This window comes from Comamonas sp. BIGb0152, from assembly GCF_024809975.1.
In the GTDB taxonomy this organism is placed as follows: domain Bacteria; phylum Pseudomonadota; class Gammaproteobacteria; order Burkholderiales; family Burkholderiaceae_C; genus Comamonas.
In genome coordinates this window covers 1-16825 of the sequence record NZ_JANUDY010000012.1, presented here as the reverse complement: position 1 = coordinate 16825, position 16825 = coordinate 1, and the positions used below count along the sequence as shown (strand labels likewise).

12 protein-coding genes are annotated in these 16825 nt (G+C 62.8%); 5 read left to right on the top strand and 7 right to left on the bottom strand.

What is annotated here, in order from left to right:
• Positions 1-68: 68 nt before the first annotated feature.
• Genes M2375_RS20110 through M2375_RS20085 form a run of 6 tightly spaced genes read right to left on the bottom strand, consistent with a single transcriptional unit; the run spans position 69 to position 5568 of the window.
• The gene (locus M2375_RS20110; protein WP_259169900.1) at positions 69-740 is read right to left on the bottom strand and encodes a hypothetical protein; all 672 of its coding nucleotides are present in this window, start codon (positions 738-740) and stop codon (positions 69-71) included.
• Entirely contained in the window at positions 737-1552 is an 816-nt protein-coding gene (locus M2375_RS20105; RefSeq protein ID WP_259169899.1) for a hypothetical protein, read from the bottom strand. Before M2375_RS20105 ends, M2375_RS20110 begins: the two co-directional genes overlap by 4 nt.
• Positions 1549-2040, bottom strand: coding sequence for a hypothetical protein (locus M2375_RS20100; protein ID WP_259169896.1), 492 nt, complete (start codon positions 2038-2040; stop codon positions 1549-1551). Before M2375_RS20100 ends, M2375_RS20105 begins: the two co-directional genes overlap by 4 nt.
• Positions 2041-2054: 14 nt before the next feature.
• Positions 2055-2717, bottom strand: a complete 663-nt coding sequence (locus M2375_RS20095; RefSeq protein WP_259169895.1) for a hypothetical protein — start codon at positions 2715-2717, stop codon at positions 2055-2057.
• Positions 2717-3325, bottom strand: a complete 609-nt coding sequence (locus tag M2375_RS20090; protein ID WP_259169893.1) for a hypothetical protein — start codon at positions 3323-3325, stop codon at positions 2717-2719. Before M2375_RS20090 ends, M2375_RS20095 begins: the two co-directional genes overlap by 1 nt.
• A gap of 59 nt (positions 3326-3384) precedes the next feature.
• Complete coding sequence (locus tag M2375_RS20085) at positions 3385-5568, bottom strand: hypothetical protein (protein ID WP_259169890.1); 2184 nt, start codon at positions 5566-5568, stop codon at positions 3385-3387.
• Between the two features lie 372 nt (positions 5569-5940).
• Here M2375_RS20085 and htpG point away from each other — a divergent pair, with 372 nt between their 5' ends.
• The 4 genes from htpG to M2375_RS20065 all read left to right on the top strand — a co-directional run bounded on the left by htpG (position 5941) and on the right by M2375_RS20065 (position 14610).
• Positions 5941-7893, top strand: coding sequence for a molecular chaperone HtpG (htpG, locus tag M2375_RS20080; protein WP_259169889.1), 1953 nt, complete (start codon positions 5941-5943; stop codon positions 7891-7893).
• Positions 7894-8964: 1071 nt separating this feature from the next.
• A complete protein-coding gene (locus M2375_RS20075; RefSeq protein WP_259169888.1) occupies positions 8965-13068 on the top strand; it encodes a DUF11 domain-containing protein in 4104 nt (1367 codons plus the stop codon).
• A gap of 167 nt (positions 13069-13235) precedes the next feature.
• Positions 13236-13787, top strand: coding sequence for an exosortase H (xrtH, locus tag M2375_RS20070; protein WP_259169886.1), 552 nt, complete (start codon positions 13236-13238; stop codon positions 13785-13787).
• Positions 13788-13881: 94 nt separating this feature from the next.
• Positions 13882-14610, top strand: coding sequence for an exosortase H-associated membrane protein (locus tag M2375_RS20065; RefSeq protein WP_259169885.1), 729 nt, complete (start codon positions 13882-13884; stop codon positions 14608-14610).
• A 13-nt stretch (positions 14611-14623) separates the two neighbouring features.
• Here M2375_RS20065 and M2375_RS20060 read toward each other — a convergent pair whose 3' ends face one another.
• Entirely contained in the window at positions 14624-15829 is a 1206-nt protein-coding gene (locus tag M2375_RS20060) for an MFS transporter (protein WP_259169884.1), read from the bottom strand.
• Positions 15830-16085: 256 nt separating this feature from the next.
• Between M2375_RS20060 and M2375_RS20055 the strand changes: the two genes are divergently transcribed.
• Positions 16086-16574: a hypothetical protein gene (locus M2375_RS20055; RefSeq protein ID WP_404979355.1), complete on the top strand. Its 489-nt coding sequence runs from the start codon at positions 16086-16088 to the stop codon at positions 16572-16574.
• The last annotated feature ends 251 nt before the right edge of the window (positions 16575-16825 follow it).

The following is a 16825-nucleotide window of genomic DNA, read 5'->3' as shown; positions in this document are numbered from 1 at the left end:
CATTCAAAAATCAGATGGGATTGCCATCGTAACCAATAACCAGGCTGCGCAAGGCCTAGGCAGTCCCCTCAAGGCACCGTGGCGGTAAAGCTCAGCTGCCCGCTGTAGTTGCCCGCCGTGCGACTGGTGCCGCTGTTGTAAGAAAAGGTCCAGTTGGCATTGCGGATGGTGACCAGGCTGTTGACCGTGCCGGCGCCGCCGCCTGTGACGTTGACGCTGGTACCCGTGCCGCTGGCCGGAATGGGGGGCGGGGGCAGGGCTGCGTCGCTGCTGGTCACATTGATGACGTTCATCGGAATGGTGTTGGCCCCGCTGGTCAGCGCGGTGGTCACCGTGGCGAACACGCTGACCTGGCCGCCATTGCTGCGCACCTCGACGGGCAGCACATTGCCGCTGGCGGCGACCGCAAATGTGGGCGCCGTGCCGCTCCAGTTGACGGCCGTGTTGCTGCCATTGACCGGCGTGGTCGGCACCGCCGGTATCGACGGGCTCAGGGTGAAGCCGACTTGCGAGGTGGTGCCGCCCGGCGTGGGCCAGGCACCATCGCCGACGCGGAAGAACAGGAATTTGTCGACCTGGATGGAAAAGTTCAGCGCCACGGCGGGCGTGGTGCGCGGCAGGCTGCCGGTGCCCGAGCTGGCGCTGGCAGCGTAGGCACCCGCGCTGGCCATCGCCAGGGCCAGGGCCAGCGGCCGCGCCGCGTAGTGCACCACAAGCCGCCGATGGCGCTGCGTGCTCATGGGAACTCCGCGTTCAGCTTGAAGCTGCCCTTGTCCCAGTCCAGGATGCCGCTGGCCTTGACCGGGTAGCTGGGCTGCAGAGCAGTCTGGCCATCTTCGGCCTTGGGCACCAGGGCCAGGTGCCGGGTCTGGCCGGGCATGATGGGCGTGCCCTCAACGGCCAGCATAAAGCTGCGGCCCTGCGCATCCTTGGCGTCGACGGTGCCATCGAGCCGGCCATGGGCGTCGCCCGTGTTGCGCACGGTGATGGAGGGGCTGCGTTTGCCGGCCACATCGCGCATGCCGATCTGCTGGACTTCGAGCTTGGGCTCGGCACCGCCCAGCATCACATACACGGCCACGGCAATGCGGCCGGTCACGGGCAGGCTCAGGCTTGCGCCGCCGCTTTGGATGATGGTCTGCTGGGCCGGCTCCACACCCTCGATGGCGATCATGAAGCGGCACTCGCCGCGCGGCGCATCGGCCGGGGGCGTGACCTGGAAGCGAAAAGCCTGCTTGGCCTGGGCCGGCACCTTGAGGCTGCGGCGCTCCAGCGCCACCCAGGGGCGGCAGCTGCCGGGCAGCAGCTCGTCGTGGTAGGTGATCTGGCCTTCGGGTGAGTAGCTCCAGTCCAGGGTGCGGACCGACAAGGCGGTGGCGGTTGAGCCCAGGTTGTGCAGATCGATGGACTGGCCCAGGCGCTCGCCGCTCTTGGCAGCCAGCTCAAAGCGCGAGGGGGATACCGCCATCTCGAAAGGGGCCGCTTGTGCCAGGCAGGTGACGAGCGGCAAGCTCAGCGCCAGGGCACGGCGCAGCAAGGTGGAAAAGATCATGGCTGGGTCTCGATTTCAAAATAGGATTCAAAGCGCAGGTTGCCGCCCTGGCCAATCTGCAGCTCTCGGCGGTCAATGCGCAGCTGCAGGTCAAAGCTCTCGGTGATCCAGGGCGCGCGCACCACGCCCGTCCAGACCAGAACGCGGTCACCGGGGCGGCCCATACCAGGCTGGAACTGGCCGCTGCTGCGCCACTGCACCTGCATGCCCGTGGGCGAGCGCAGGCCGGCCACGGCCAGCGGGATGACGTAATAAATGCGTGCCTGCTTGCCCACATAGGCGGCGGTAGCCAGGCGGTACTCGACGTGCCCGAAAGGCAGGCTGATGGTCTGGTTGTCCAGCATCTGCGCCTGGCGGAAATCGGCGCTGACCTGCGAGCGCGGGGAGGTGGAGTCGTCCAGCCGGCTGCCCTGGGCCTGCGCAGCCGGGCCCCAGGCGCAGGCTGCGGCCAGAACAGCGGCTAAACACGGAGTGCGAAAACTTGGCATGGCCCATGCCTCCTTTATTCCATCGACGCGGTGAAATACACCGTGCCCTGGTAGGTCCCTGCCGGGTAGATCGTGTCGTTGGCAAAGCTGAATGTCAAGCGCGTGGCATTCATCGCATTGGACTGGTAGGTCCAGCCGAAACACAGAAACAAAAACGGCGCTGAACAGTAGGTGGCATTGGCATTGAAGCTGGCCAGCTGCTGGTTGGCTGCGCCGGTGAATTGGCCGTTCTGGATATCGCCAGCGCCGCCGCCACTGCTGTTGCTGGCGGTCCAGCTGATCTTGCTGAACGGGATGATGGTGCCGCCGCAGCCGCCACTTTGGCAGCTCAGGCCGGTGCTGGAATCCACCCGCAAGGTCACCGGTCTGGCCGTTGACGTGGTGGAGACCGGACGCATCGGCGTGACTGAGATATCGATGGCGGGCGTGCCTGTCACCGGCGCGGGCGTGAGGCCCACGTTGTTGCCTGTGACATTGAACTGCACGGTATCCACGCCGGCGGCCGACCCCACCTGCAGCGACAGCGCATAGCTGCTGCCGGTGTCGCTGACGGTGGTGATGACGGCGTTGGCAGGCACGCTGATGCCGCAGGCGAGCAGCACCAGCCCCGCATTCAGCGGTGCGCGTGCTGCCCGCAAGGCGGCACGCACGGTGGTGGTTGCATCGCGCTGGTGCATCAGACGCCCGTGGCCGTGTAGGTGACGGCGTTGGTGTAGGTGCCGGCCGTCCAGCTGCTGGCCGTGCCGCCCAGTGCATAGGTCCAGGTACCGCTCAACAAGGTGTTGGAGCCGATCGTGGTGGATGCACAGGAGCCCAGATTGCCGCCGGGATGAGGCAGGGTGCCGACGGTCGTCACGGCGAAGTTGGCATTGGCAGGGCCGCCAGTGGCGCTCCAGGTGCCGATGGCGCAGTTGATGGTGGCAGAGCCGGCATTGGTCCAAGCGGCCACATTCAGGGTGTTGCCAGTTGGGGTGGTGGTGACCGTGGGGGCGGTGCCATCCCAAGGCACGACGGTGTTGTTGGCCGTGGTGGTGGGGGTGGTCGGCACGGCGGGAATGCTCAGCGTGGCAGCCCAGGAGACGGTGTCCTGGGTGGCATTGCTGGTGCCCACCTTGAGCAAGATCAGCTTGGGAATGACGACGCTCAGGTTGACCTTGGCGGTGGCGGTCACGGTGCCGGTGCCGGTCGAGGAGAAGCCGTATTGGCTTTCCGCCAGTGCCTGGCCGGTGCAAGCCAGCGCCAGGGCAGTGCCCAGGGCCAAGGCGTTGAGTTTTGGGTGTTTCATAGTGGTTCCTAAAGGGAGGGAGAAGCAAAGCGCGGGTGCGCAGGGGTTCTGCTGCATGGTCAGTCCTCCACCTTGGTGATGGGGATCTCGGCGTGGGCTTCGCCACGCAGCGGAACATCGACGCCCAGCACCGCGCCGTCGGCAGCGCCCCAGGGCAGGGGTACGCTGTCGAGCGTGAGGCTGAGCTGATGGCGGCCTACGCCGACCATCGGGAATAAAAAGCGGCCTTCGGCATCGGTGGTGGTGCGGTAGCGCCCGTCCATCACCACCTCGATGCCTTGCGCGCCGGTTTCATCGGGCTGGATGCGGCCATCCTTGTTGGCGTCGTAGAACACCCGGCCGGTCACGCTGCCGCTGCCATTGCCGGGCATGCCGCCGGCCACGGCGAAGGGCCGGCCGGTGCCGCCTTCCCAGCGCAGGTAGACATAGGCGGTCTTGTCATTGCTGCGGTAGATCTGCGGGCTGGTCCAGCTGAGCACCTGGGTGGTGGCCAGGCGCGCCTGGTTGAGCAGCACGCCCAGTCCCATGCTCCAGCCATTGCCCCATTGCTTTTCAGCCATCAGGTTGCCTGACAGGCCCCGGCTGGTAGAGAGCCCGCCGCTTTGCGAGCTGTAGCGCAGGTTGCCGGAGAAGCTCAGCGTGTTGCTGGCCCAGTAACGGCCCTGAACGCCGGCCGTGGGGTAGTGCTGGGTGCTGCCGTTGCTGCGGTCATCGGCCCAGCCCAAGGTGGTGATCAGCTCGGGGCGCATGGTTTCGCGCTGTGCGGCAATCCAGTCTTGCTCCCACTGCAGCTCGCGGCCGGTGGCAGTGCCGTCGCCCAGCACGATTTGCTCGTTGCTGCGCAGGCTCAGGCTGAAGCGCGAGCGCGGCAGCTCGCCAAAGCGGGTTTGGTAGAAGGCGTAGGCATAGAGGCTGCGCATCTTGCCGTTCAGGCCGCCGCCCTGGCCGTCACCTTCATAGCGGGTTTGGTAGAGGTTGAGGTTGCCGCCCAGCGCGGTTCTGCGGTCCAGCTGGTAGTGCAGATGGCCGCTGACACCCACGCGGGTCTGGCCTTGCTGTGCCGGCCAGCTGCTGGCGCGCATGCGCTCGGCCTCCAGCCCGGTGCCCCAGCTGAGGCGGCTGGTGCTGTGGTCCATGCGCCAGTAGGCGCCCTGGGTGCCCGATGGCAGCAGGTAATCACCAAAATGCAGGTTGGGCCGGGTCACATAGGCGCCCCAGGCATGGCGGTAGCGGCCCAGCTTGGTGTCCGCCTCCAGGTACAGGCCTTGCGCGCTGCCGCCAGCAGACTGCGCCGCGTCGCTGCTTGTCGAACTGCCCAACGCGGTGAGCCGGCCGCGCAGCGCGCCATCTTGTTGCGTGGGTGAGCCATAGCCCAGCGCGGCAGCCCAACTGCTGACCCGCTTGCTGCCGGCGCCGTCGTTGTTCCCCAGGCCGTAATCCACAGCCGGGATGTGGTTGGCCTGGTTCAGCTGGCCGGCGGCATACCAGGCACCGCTGAGGCGCTGGGTGACACCGACCCAGGCCAGCGTGCCCTGGGCTTTTTCAAAACCGGGGTAGGGACCACCCCGCAGATCGCCGCGCTCGCCCATGCCGGCGCTGATGTCAAAGTCTGCGCCATAGAGGCGGGTGGACAGGCCGCGCAAGGTGCTGGTGCCCAGCATCAGGCGGTAGTTTTGGCCCAGGCCGGTGGTCAGCTCGCTGTAGCCGTCGCCGATGGTGGTATCCATGCGAATGCCTGGTGTGATCGGCATGGCCAGGTTGCGCAGGGTGATGCGCTGGCTGTCGGATTTGCGGGCATAGCCCAGTGCGCCGATGCCGTTGAAGCTGTCTTGGCCGCCATGCATGCTGCGCACATCGGCTTGTAGCAGCCAGTCGCCATAGTTCAGGGTTTGCTGGCGGTACTGGATGCGCTGGCCCAGTTCAGTGCCGCGCTGGCTGCCCAGCTCGCGGTGGTCGGACTGCGCAATGCCCAGTCGGCTTTCCAGTACCCAGCTGCGCAGCCCCAGCGGCAAGCTGCTGGGGTCGATGTCATCGGCCTGGCCTGCGCGCAGGGCGGTCAGATCGTCGGCGCTCATGAAGTTGTCCTCATAAGCAACAGGTGCCGCCTCGATGGTGGCGCGCAGCCTGGCTTGTTCGGCCTGGGCGGGGCTGAGCGATTCCACCCGGGTGCTGGCCGCACCCTCGGGCGGGTTTTGTGCCGCCGCGGCCTGCAGACCTGCACCCAGCACCAGCAAACCCCACATGGCTTGCCCCGGCAGGGACTGGAATGGACCAGTTCCGCTGTCTGAGGAAGGCAGGTGAACAACTTTCATTTGTAAACAGGAGTTAATTGCGCGGGCGATGGCTGTGTGTGGGTGGAATCAATCAACTGACAAAATTTGATACTTAACGTTAAGTGTGTCAGAGAGGATGACAAAGTGGAGCGGCACTCTTTGTAAAGAAACTTGAAGCGTTGTCTATGTATACGAAGCGGCCAAGGTCGAGATCGCTATGCGATAAATCTATTGTGGATATAGATGAATTGGATAAGCATTTAATAAATAGCAGCGCGCCTTGAAGCGGCGCGGCCCGCACCCATATATGCCCTTGACTTGTGTTGTAGAAGACGGACTCCCATGACCAAAAAAACCCATTCTTTCCAGGCCGAAGTGGCCCAATTGCTCCACCTGGTGACGCATTCGCTGTATTCGAACCAGGAGATTTTTTTGCGCGAGCTGATCTCCAACGCGTCGGATGCATGCGACAAGCTGCGGTTTGAGGCACTCAACGACAGTGGTCTTTATGGCGACCAGCCCGATCTGGAAGTGCGCGTGTCGTTTGACAGCAAGGCCAAGACCCTGACCATCAGCGACAGCGGTATCGGTATGACCACGCAAGAGGCCATTGACAACCTGGGCACGATTGCCAAGAGCGGCACCAAGGCCTTCATGGACAAGCTCAGTGGCGACCAGAAGGCCGATTCGCAGTTGATCGGCCAGTTCGGCGTGGGCTTTTACTCCGGCTTTATCGTGGCCGACAAGATCACCGTCGAGTCGCGCCGCGCCGGTACCCAGGCCTCGGAAGGTGTGCGCTGGACCAGTGGCGGCATGGGCGACTTCGAGGTCGAGCAGATTGAGCGCGCCCAGCGCGGCACCAGCATCATCTTGCACCTGCGCGACGATGCCCAGGACTTCCTCAATGGCTACAAGCTCAAGGAAGTGATCGCCAAGTACTCCGACCACATCAGCCTGCCCATCCTGATGGAGAAGGAAGAGTGGAAAGAGGGCGAGAACGAGCAGCCCGGCGAGATGGTCAAGACCGGCGAGTGGGAAACCGTGAACAAGGCCAGCGCCTTGTGGACCCGTGCCAAAAAGGACATCACGCCCGAGCAGTACCAGGATTTCTACAAGGCCATCAGCCACGACTACGAAGATGCGCTGACCTGGAGCCACAACCGGGTTGAAGGCAATACCGAGTACACCCAGCTGCTCTACATCCCCGGCAAGGCTCCGTTTGACCTGTACCAGCAGGGCAAGCATGCCGGCATCAAGCTGTATGTGAAGCGCGTCTTCATCATGGACGATGCCCAGGCGCTGATGCCCCAGTACCTGCGCTTTGTCAAAGGCGTGATCGACTCGGCCGACCTGCCGCTGAACGTGAGCCGCGAGCTGCTGCAAGAGAGCCGCGATGTGCGCCTGATCCGTGATGGCTCGGTCAAGCGCGTGCTGTCCATGCTCGAAGACCTGGCCCGCCATGACAAGCCGCAGGCCGCTGCCGCCGAAGGCAGTGACGGCGTGGTCGATGTGGTCAGCGAAGACGACAAGGCCAAGGAAGGCAAGTACAGCCGCTTCTACAGCGAGTTCGGCTCGGTGCTCAAGGAAGGCCTGGGCGAGGACTTTGGCAACAAGGACCGCATCGCCAAGCTGCTGCGCTTTGCATCGACCACGCAGGAAGGCCTGAACACCTCGTTTGCCGACTACAAGGCGCGCATGAAAGAAGGCCAGGAGGCCATCTACTACATCACCGCCGATACCTTGGCCGCCGCCAAGAGCAGCCCCCAGCTGGAAGTCTTCAAGAAAAAAGGCATCGAGGTGCTGCTGATGACCGACCGCGTGGACGAGTGGGCGCTGAACTACCTGCAAGACTTTGATGGCACGCCGCTGCAGTCGGTGGCCAAGGGCGCGGTAGACCTGGGCAAGCTGCAAAACGAAGAAGAGAAGAAGGCCGCTGAAGAAGCCGCCGAGGCCTTCAAGCCCGTGCTGGCCAAACTCAAGGATGCCTTGAAGGAGCGCGCCGAAGACGTGCGTGCCACCAGCCGCCTGGTGGACTCTCCTGCCTGCCTGGTGGTCTCGGACAGCGGCATGAGCCTGCAACTGGCCCGTTTGCTCAAGCAGGCCGGCCAAGCCGCACCTGAATCCAAGCCCGTGCTCGAAGTCAACCCCGACCACCCCCTGGTCAAGAAGCTGGACGGCTCGGTGCACTTCCACGACCTGGCGCAGATTTTGTTTGACCAGGCCGTGCTGGCCGAAGGCGGCCTGCCGGAAGACCCTGCCGCTTATGTCAAACGGGTGAACGCGCTGCTGGTGTAAAGCAAGCGATTCTTTGCCATAAATCCCCGCCGGGTTAAATCAACCTGGCGGGGATTTTTTATGCTCCATGCCCCGGTGTATTAATACCAAACAAATCCGAAGATATTCAATGGGGATCGGGGTGAATACCATGATGAACCCCGTATTGAATGGCTGCATTCTGAGCTGATAAATCAGTGGAGGAAGCGCTCACTTGGGAAAGAAAATCCCGAGAAAATACCCGATTAAAATGCTGTTAAGAATTGTTAACATATCAGGTGCATAGTTCTTCTGCATGGACGGTGGTCGAGAAAGACGTCAGGATCGGCCGCAAAGCATCGCTTTTTCCTTGCTTGGGCCTGCCAAGATTGAGGATTTTCGAGGGCTTGCACGCCAGCGTTGGCCTAGGCCTTGGCGCCCTAAAAAGACGCAGATTGCATGCCCGCCATGCCTTCCTTTGGGGTCAACAGGCCGTGATGATGCCCCTCTCAATTAATTTTTTTGATAAATAAATCAACATATTGAATTGATCTCGGGGCAGACGATTGCCTGCGCAGCTTTCTTACAAGCGGCCTGAGGGCGCCCGTCTTTTTTCTGAGCCCGGCCTCCTTGTGCCGCTTGGTCTCCCGCTGTAAAAGCGGTAGCGCTGGGTTGCGTGTATTTTCAGGGTATGCAAATACTATGGGGTTCTATCCATTGTTTGTGTATATCATTTCTTTATATCTAATAATTTTATTGAAAGTTTATTGGGTATATACGATCAGTGTCGATGCTAAATTCGGCCCCCTTGTTGTTTGACGCATCAAGAGGTCTTGAAGACCAGTTTCTACCGTTGGGATGTCCAGGCCATGGCCGGGAAAATCATCGCCCTTTAATCGGTAGTCCTTTCAGCCACTCAATACGCAAGCTGTTATCCCTGTTTTTTTCGGGGAGGGCGAAGCTTTGCCTTCTTTTTGCAGGACATTGAAAGTGTTAAATCCTTATCGGCCAGCCGCACTGCTCGCAAAGATGCGATGCCGTGTTGCCCTTGCCTTGGTATCTGGCTTGCTTCCCGCGATTGCATGTGCGCAGTCGACCCAATACGACATTTTTGTGAACCATGATGCCTTTGCGGCCCAGACCGGCGCTGTCGGTGAGATGGGTTCAGTGGATGGCCCGGCCGGCGCGGACTTTGTCTACCGTGCCAAAGTCAAGCTCAACGGCAGCAGCGGAGAGGTGACGAATGTGTCGCTGCTGCAGTTGCTGCCTGCGGGTGCCATTTTTGAAGGCATCGTGGCACCGCCCGGTGTCAGCTGCGCAGCGCCGCTGCCCAAGCCCGGCGATACCATCGCGGCGAACGCCCCGTTGACCTGCAGCCTTCCACGGGTCACGGCGACGGATTTTGTAGAAGTCGATTTCCGCGTCAAGCTCCCCAGCGCAGGCACCGATTGGACCGCCGAGGCCTCGGCCTCCAGCCCGGACAACCTGGACCCGGATGCAAACGACGAGTCCCCCAACCACAGCCGTATCGAGCGCACCATCACCACGTATGAACGCGCTGATTTGTCTGTGCATATTCTTGCCCCGGGTGATGGCTCGACCCACATCCAGGGCGACAAGGTCGACTACCAGCTCCAGGTGCGCAATGCCGATTCGCCCTATGCCTTTGCGTTGAAGACCGGCGAAAAAGCCCATGTGCGCTTTCCGCAGCCCGAGGGAACCGAGTTCCAGGGCAGTCCTACGGGCGATGGCTGGGTGTGTGCCAAGGCGCAAGATACCAGCGCCGGCCAGCCCGTGCCGGTGTGGAACTGCAGCTATACCGTACCCGCAGGCCAGTCTGTGCCACGCAACAGCGATCTGCCTGCGCTCAGCGTTCCCTTGCTGATTAAGACCAGCAATGGCCAGGTCGCGAGCGTGGTGGCCGTCTCCGGCGAAACAGCGACCGGACAGCTGTTTTTGGATGCCGACCCCGACAACAATACCGATGATGTTCGCATTCAGGTGCAGCCCAATGTGAACCTGGACATGGCCCTGACCAAGGCGGTCAGTCCCACGGTGATTGACAAGCAAGCCGCTGGCGCAGTGCCGGTGACCTATACGCTCAGCGCCAAGCGGGTGGCGGGCGAGCTGCAGCCGCAGGACCTTGTCGTGACCGATACGCTGCCTGTCGGTGTCAGCTTTGAGTCCGCGAGTGGAACGGGGTGGGATTGCCGCCACAACGCGCAAGTCATCCGCTGCCAGTTCAGCGGAACGTTTACAACGAACCTGCCGCAGATCACGGTCAAGGCGTCGGTGGATGTGTCCTCGGTGGCAGCAGAGAGCGTGATCAACAACTCGGCAACCGTGTCTGCGAGCAACGAATCGCCCGCCAATGTGGGCGCCAACAACCAGGCGCAGGCGAGCGTGTTGGTCAGCAACAAGGTAGACCTGGCGGTCAGCAAAAGCACCTCGGCCTCGGTGATCGCCTCCGGCCAGGAGTACCAGTACGCCATCCGGATCAAGAACAATGGCCCGCTGGCCGTGCTGCCAGGCCAGACCATGACGGTGACCGACCAGCTCGACCCCCAGCTGCAGTTTCGGGGAGTTGCTGCCGGCTCGCCCTGGGTCTGCAGCCCAGAAAGCACGACAGCCGCTGAGCTGGGAAAACTGCTGACCTGCACTTTCAAAGATGGCCTTGCCGCTGGCAGCACCTCGGAGTTGGTGCTCAACGTGGTGGCCCATATCGATGCGGCAAACGGCAAGTTTGCATCCATCGCCAACGGCGCTGCGTTGGCGGGTATGGACGGACGTGACGGTGCGCCCCTGAACCAGATCGTGAACAGCAACAAAGTCAACATCTCGGAAACCAAGGCCGATCTGTCGATCCGCAAGTCAGCAGCGATCCCTGGTGGTTCGAAGGCCTCGGGTGCCGAGGTGGTCTACACCCTGCGCGTTAAAAACGATGTGCCTGCCAATGCGCTCAATGAAGACCTGCAAATGGCCAAGACCGTCACGGTGACGGACACCATCAACAACCTGTTGACCACTTACAGCGCGGGCGTGCTGAACGTGGGTGCCTATGCCAATGACCGCTATCTGACGGCCGAGGTAACGATGCCGGCAGCCAACGGTGCGGAGTCGGACCCTTGCCTCATCTCGGGCAATAACAACCAAAAGTCTGCCACGGTGACCTGCAACTTCCGCAATCTGCCCGCAAACCCGGCGGTGGAGTATGTGATCGTCATCAAGGCGCGGCAGTATGTCGACCCCAAGGACAACGACACGCAGACCAATACCATCGTGAATCTGGCCACCGTTAGCTCGCCCGACACGGCAGAGTTCAACCCTGACAACAACAGCGATCAGGCCTCGGTGGAGCTGGAAGCGCTGACCGACCTGACGGTCAGCAAGCAGGCCGCGCCCGAGAGCGCTGCCGCTGGCCAGGCGATCACCTATACCTTGACGGCCAAGAACAGCGGCCCCTCGCAGGCCCGCCGGGTCAGCGTGACCGATAGCTTGCCGTTGGCCAGCATTTGGGTGGGCAAAGCCCCGAGCATCACCGGCGGCAGCTGTGTCTTGAGCGGTGGCGCCGCATTTGCGGCGGGGCTGGAGATCACCGAGGCCAATCGCACGATGACCTGTACGTGGACCGATGCGGTGGCTGAAAACGCGCAAAACACGGTGACGTATCAGCTGCGCTCGCGCACCAAGGACTACCCCGACCAGCTGGACAACAGCCTGGTGGTGGCATCCGTCACGCCAGAGACCGACAAGACCAACAACAGCGCCCGTGAGACGGTGCCGCTGGACCGGCCCCAGGTTGATGTGCTGGTGAACATGCGCCACACCAATGACGGCATTCCGCTGGATACCGGCAAAACCCAGTACACGATCACGGTCACCAACAGCGGGGCATCGCAGTCCTATGCCACCGGTGTGCAGATGATCGACCAGTTCCCGGCACCAGGCTCGACGGCCGACTTCCGCTTTGTCTCGCTCGACAGCGTGCAGGTGAGCAATGGCGATGCCCGCATTGGTCCAGACAGCTGTGTTGTGCCCGCCGTTGGCGCACTCGCAGGAACCTTGGCCTGTGATTTCCCCTGGCTGGCTCCGGGCGAATCGGTGGCGATCAAGTTCACGATGGAGCCCGCATCGCTGCTGGATGGCCGCGCCGTCGGCACCATCAACCACCGTGCTGCGGTCAGCGCGGATGTGGAGGAGTTGGCTGGGGTGGATGTCAGCAAGAACAACCAGACCACGGACCGCACCTCGACCTATGACCCGGCGCAAATCTCGCCCGAGGACCTGGAAAAGCTGCGCTATGTGGACTTGTCGCTGACCAAGACCTCATCGGTGACAGATGCCGTAGAGGTGGGCGATGTGATTGGCTACACCTTGACGGTGAAGAACGAGGAAGACCCAGCGGCCAACCCGCGCCGCGATTTGACCAATGGCCAGGCGGTGCTGAGCGATGTGCTGCCCGAAGGCCTGGCGCTGGAAGGCGCTGCACCGGCTGGCTGCGGCTATGAGGATGCATCGCGTACCTTGCGCTGCGAGATTGCCACGCTCAATGCAGGCGACGAGCTGGCCTTCTCCTTCTCCGTCAAGCTGCTGTCGCGCTCGCAGGGGCAGACCCGTGTTGTCAATGACGCAAGCCTGACCAGCCCTGGCGACACCGACGAGACCAACAACCACAGCAGCACCGAAACGCCTTTGGCGCTGTCAGACCTGGCGCTGAACAAGGTGGTAGACAAGGCGCAGGCGGCTGCAGGCGATGCGCTGACCTATACCTTGACGGTAGTGAACCATGGGCCGTCGCCAAGCCGCAATGCCAGCGTTACCGATGTGCTGCCCGAAGGCCTGGTCTTTGTGCAAGCCTCGCCGGCCTGCAGCTTTGAGGCTGGCAGCCGCACGCTCAGCTGTGCGCTCGAGCCCCTGGCTGTTGGTGAAACAGTCGCTTTGACGGTCGAGACCACGGTGGATGCTGCGCTGGAAGGCCCGGCCAGCCTGGTCAACACCGCCGTGGTGGACTTGCCCGGCGACAACGACCCGAGCAACAACGAAAGCTCGGCCACCACGACCATCCCCGGCAAGAATACGGGTGGCGAGGAAAAACCACCGGGTGGCCAACCCGTGCCCGTGCCCGTTCCTGCCATGGCGGACGGGGCACTGGTGCTGATGGCCCTGGCATTGGCTGGCCTGGCCGCCCTTCGTCTGAACCGGCGCCACAACCACTGAGCCGCTCCATAGGCGCTAAAACCAAAGCCGCGCACAGCTTGCGCGGCTTTTTTACGTGCGTATTGGCCGCATGATCACCAGTTGTTGACAGAGGCATTTACACCCGGTGAGAACTTTAACGGCTATATTTGCTCCTACGTCCACTTCGACGACTGCAGGCAGGCACCATGGTTCGCTTCTTTTTTGTATTTCTGGGGCTCCAGCTCACTTTGTTCGGGCTCAATATGCTGAGCTGGGTGCAAAAGCACCTGGTGGAGCCCTGGACGGCGCTGCTCGCCAAGATCTGTGCCTTTTTGGTGACCTGGTTCGACAAATCGGCCGTGGCCGAAGGCAAGGTGCTGTGGAACCATGCCACCAATTTTGGCGTCTCCATCGAGGCCGGCTGCAATGGCATCGAGGCCTGCATTGTGCTGTTTGCGGCCATCATGGCTTTCCCGTCGAGCTGGCGCCACAAACTCATTGGCCTGGTGCTGGGCTTTATGGCGGTGCAAGCAGTCAATATCGTGCGCGTGATCAGCCTGTTCTACCTGGGCCAGTGGAACATGACGGCTTTCAACTTTGCCCACGAGTACCTGTGGCAGGCGCTGATCATGCTGGACGTGCTGGTGGTCTGGCTGGTCTGGGTGCGTGCCGGCCAGCGGGCCAAGCGGGCCGAGGATGGCTCGGACGATCTACCACCTTCCGGCTCAGGGGCGGGCCCAACACTGGCCGCTGCCTGATCTGAACCGGCCAGCAGTGCAAGCACTGCTGGCTTTTTTCCGTTGGCACCACAAGAAGCACATGGCCCCCAAGGGCCGAGACCGAGGAAGAGGGATGAAGCGCTTAACCCCGATACAGCGATTTTCGCTGCTGGCCTTTGCCGGCATCATCGTGCTGACCACCTTGTGGGTGCAGCTGTCACCCTGGATGAGCTACCCCGTGGCGGTACTCTCCAAGGAGGGCATGCTGGATCTGGCGGCTGGCTGGGTCAAGCAAGTGCATATTGCACCGGGCAAGATCGAGGTCGATACCTCGGTGGGCGTGGCCAATGCCAACACCGGTGGCCGCTGGGCCGAGATTTCGGTGGACGGTGACCCCGGCCGCTATGCCTACGGCTTCCCGATCTTTTTGGCGCTGCTGCTGGCGGCCTGGCGCAAGGGCCGCATTTGGCGTGCGGTGCTGGGCTATGTGATCTTGCTGCCGTTCCAGGCCTTTAGCATCTCCACCAGCCTGCTGATGCAGATGGTGCTGGCCACCAACCTCGACCTGCGCCTGCTCAAAATATCGCAGACCCAGCTGGACATGCTGGCCTATGGCTACCAGCTGGGCAGCCTGGTGCTGCCGACCCTGGTGCCGTTTTTGCTGTGGCTGTGGCTGGACCGCCAGTTTGTCAACGAGGTGCTGGTCGAGGCCTGGAAGAAAAACATCCAGCCCAAGCTGGCGCCGCGCCCTGCGGTGCTGCGGCCACCTCCACCACCTCCGCCTGAGCAGGTGATTCGCCCGGCCGAGAGCGGGCCCGAGATTTCGCACGAGATCAGCATCACCTTGCCGCCGCGCAAATAAGGCCCAGGGGCTTTTAGTTTTGGGGGGCCGGCGCTGGCGTGCGCCAGGTGGCCAGCGCCAGCGCCGCTGCCAGCAGCGCAAACACGGCGCAAAAGGCCAGCAGCGCGCGCGACAGCCCTGCATGGTCGGACAGCCAGCCGACGCCCAGGATGGGCAGGATGGTGCCCACATAGCCAATCACCAGGTAGGTGGCCAGCAGTCCGGCGCGGTTGTCGGCCCGCGCCACCCGGTTGACCACCGAGATACCGCCCAGGTTGCACAGGCCATGGCCCAGCGCGGCAGTCATCACGCAGAGCAAAAACAGCAGTGCCGAGCTGGCAAATACATTGGCAATCAGCAGCAGATTGCACAGCGCCAGCGCCGCATAGCCGGTGATCAGCACCTTGCGGGTGGCAAAGCCCTTGGCCACAAACTGCGAGGCGGCCGACAGCAGCAGAATCAATCCGATTGACGGCCCGCTGATGGCCGGCCCATGCCAGGGCAGCATGCTTTGCATAAAGCTGGGCGCCAGCGAGGCAAACAGGCTGAACATGCCAAAACCGCAGAATGCACCCATGGAGGCCAGGCCGTAGCGGCGCAGCGCGGCGCGCTCGGGAAAGGTGAGGCGCGGCATCAGCTGGCGCAGGTGGAAACTTGTGGTGGACGGTGCTGGCTGCAAATGGGCCGGCAACTGCACCTGGAACAGCGAATAAATGGCCAAGGCGCTCAGCAGCAGCGAGGGCACATAGGCGCTGCGCAGCGGAAACGGCGCCCATTGCGCCACCAGGCCGCCGACGATGGGCCCCAGGCCAAAGCCAAAGGCAATCGTCAAACTGGTGGTGGCGGCGGCGCGCTGGGTGTCACCGCTGGTGTTGAGCTGGGTGAGCCCCAGCGAGGCCGAGGTGGTGATCATCCCCGAGGCCAGGCCAATGAGGATGCGGCTCAGGCCAAAGACCTGCATGTTCCAGGCCAGTGCCGAGAGCAGCACGCCAGCGGTCATCAGCATCAGCCCGGCGCGCAGCACCTGGAAAAAACCATAGCGCGTCGTGATCGCGCCCAGCAGCATCAGGCTGGTGAGTGCCGCAGCCATGTAGAGCACAAACACCTGGGTGATGGCGCTGGGCGGCAGCTGCCACTGGGCCTGGTAGAGCGGATAAAGCGGGCTGGCCAGCGCCGTGCCCATGACGCCGACGCACATCGAGAAGCACACCCAGAGGTAGGGAGGCCATTGGTATTTCATGATCGGAACTTGAATCGGGGCTGCAGCGGCTGCAGCAGGCCAGCGGCGGTTAGCAGTGGGCAGCGGGGGAGCGGCGGATAGGGGCCGATAGAGGCGGATGGCGGTGCTGGGGATTGTAGGCAGTGGGGGTCTGGTATGTCGCCGCCCTGGCCCGGTGCCCATGGCTGGCCGTCGGACATCGCCGAGCTCCGCGCCTGCAATGCCCTTGCAACTGGGGTTGCTGGGGCAATCGCTGTTAAAAATAGCGATGACCCGAATGCCTCTACCCCTTCTTTCTTCCGCCATCCAGGCGCGTTGCCGCGCGGCAGCTATGGCGGCCATGGCGGCTTTGTCGGTTGCCGCGTTGTCGGCTTGCTCACCCTATGTGGGGGTGGGCGTACCGGTCGGGCCGTTCTCGGTCGGGGTGGGTGTGGGCAGTGGCGGCGTCAGCGCCGGTGTGGGCACGGGCGTCGGCCCCGTCGGTGTGGGTGTGGGCGTCAACCAGCGCGGCCAGGTCAGCGGCAATGCGGGTGTCGGTGTGGGCACTTCGGTGGGCGGCGCCCAGGTGGGGGTGGGCATGGGCACCGGCACAGTGCTGTATGACCCGGCTGCGCCAGCACCGGCTGCACCATCCGCGCAGCCCGGGGTGGTGGTGCCCGGCGTGGCCAACCCGCCCAACCCGTCTGGCGAGCATGACAGCCCGCTGCAGTGGCGCGGCGCTGACGGCCAACCGGTGCCGGCCTGCCAGTGGAATAACCGCTGTTAGCGCCTCTAGGGACCCTCTGCAAAACTCCCTGCCGTGGTCTGAACGCGGGCTCGGGCGATCCGCTACGTTGTCTTTCTTGTCAATAGCCTGCTATTGACTGCAAAAGACGCCTTGCGGCTCATCCCGATCCGCATCCATCCCGCTTGGCGAGGGTTATGCAGAGGATCCCTAGGTGTGATGTTTCAATAGGTTGTTCAACCGGACAGGTCTGGGAAACTGGAGTTACCACGCTTCAGCAACTCAGAGGAATC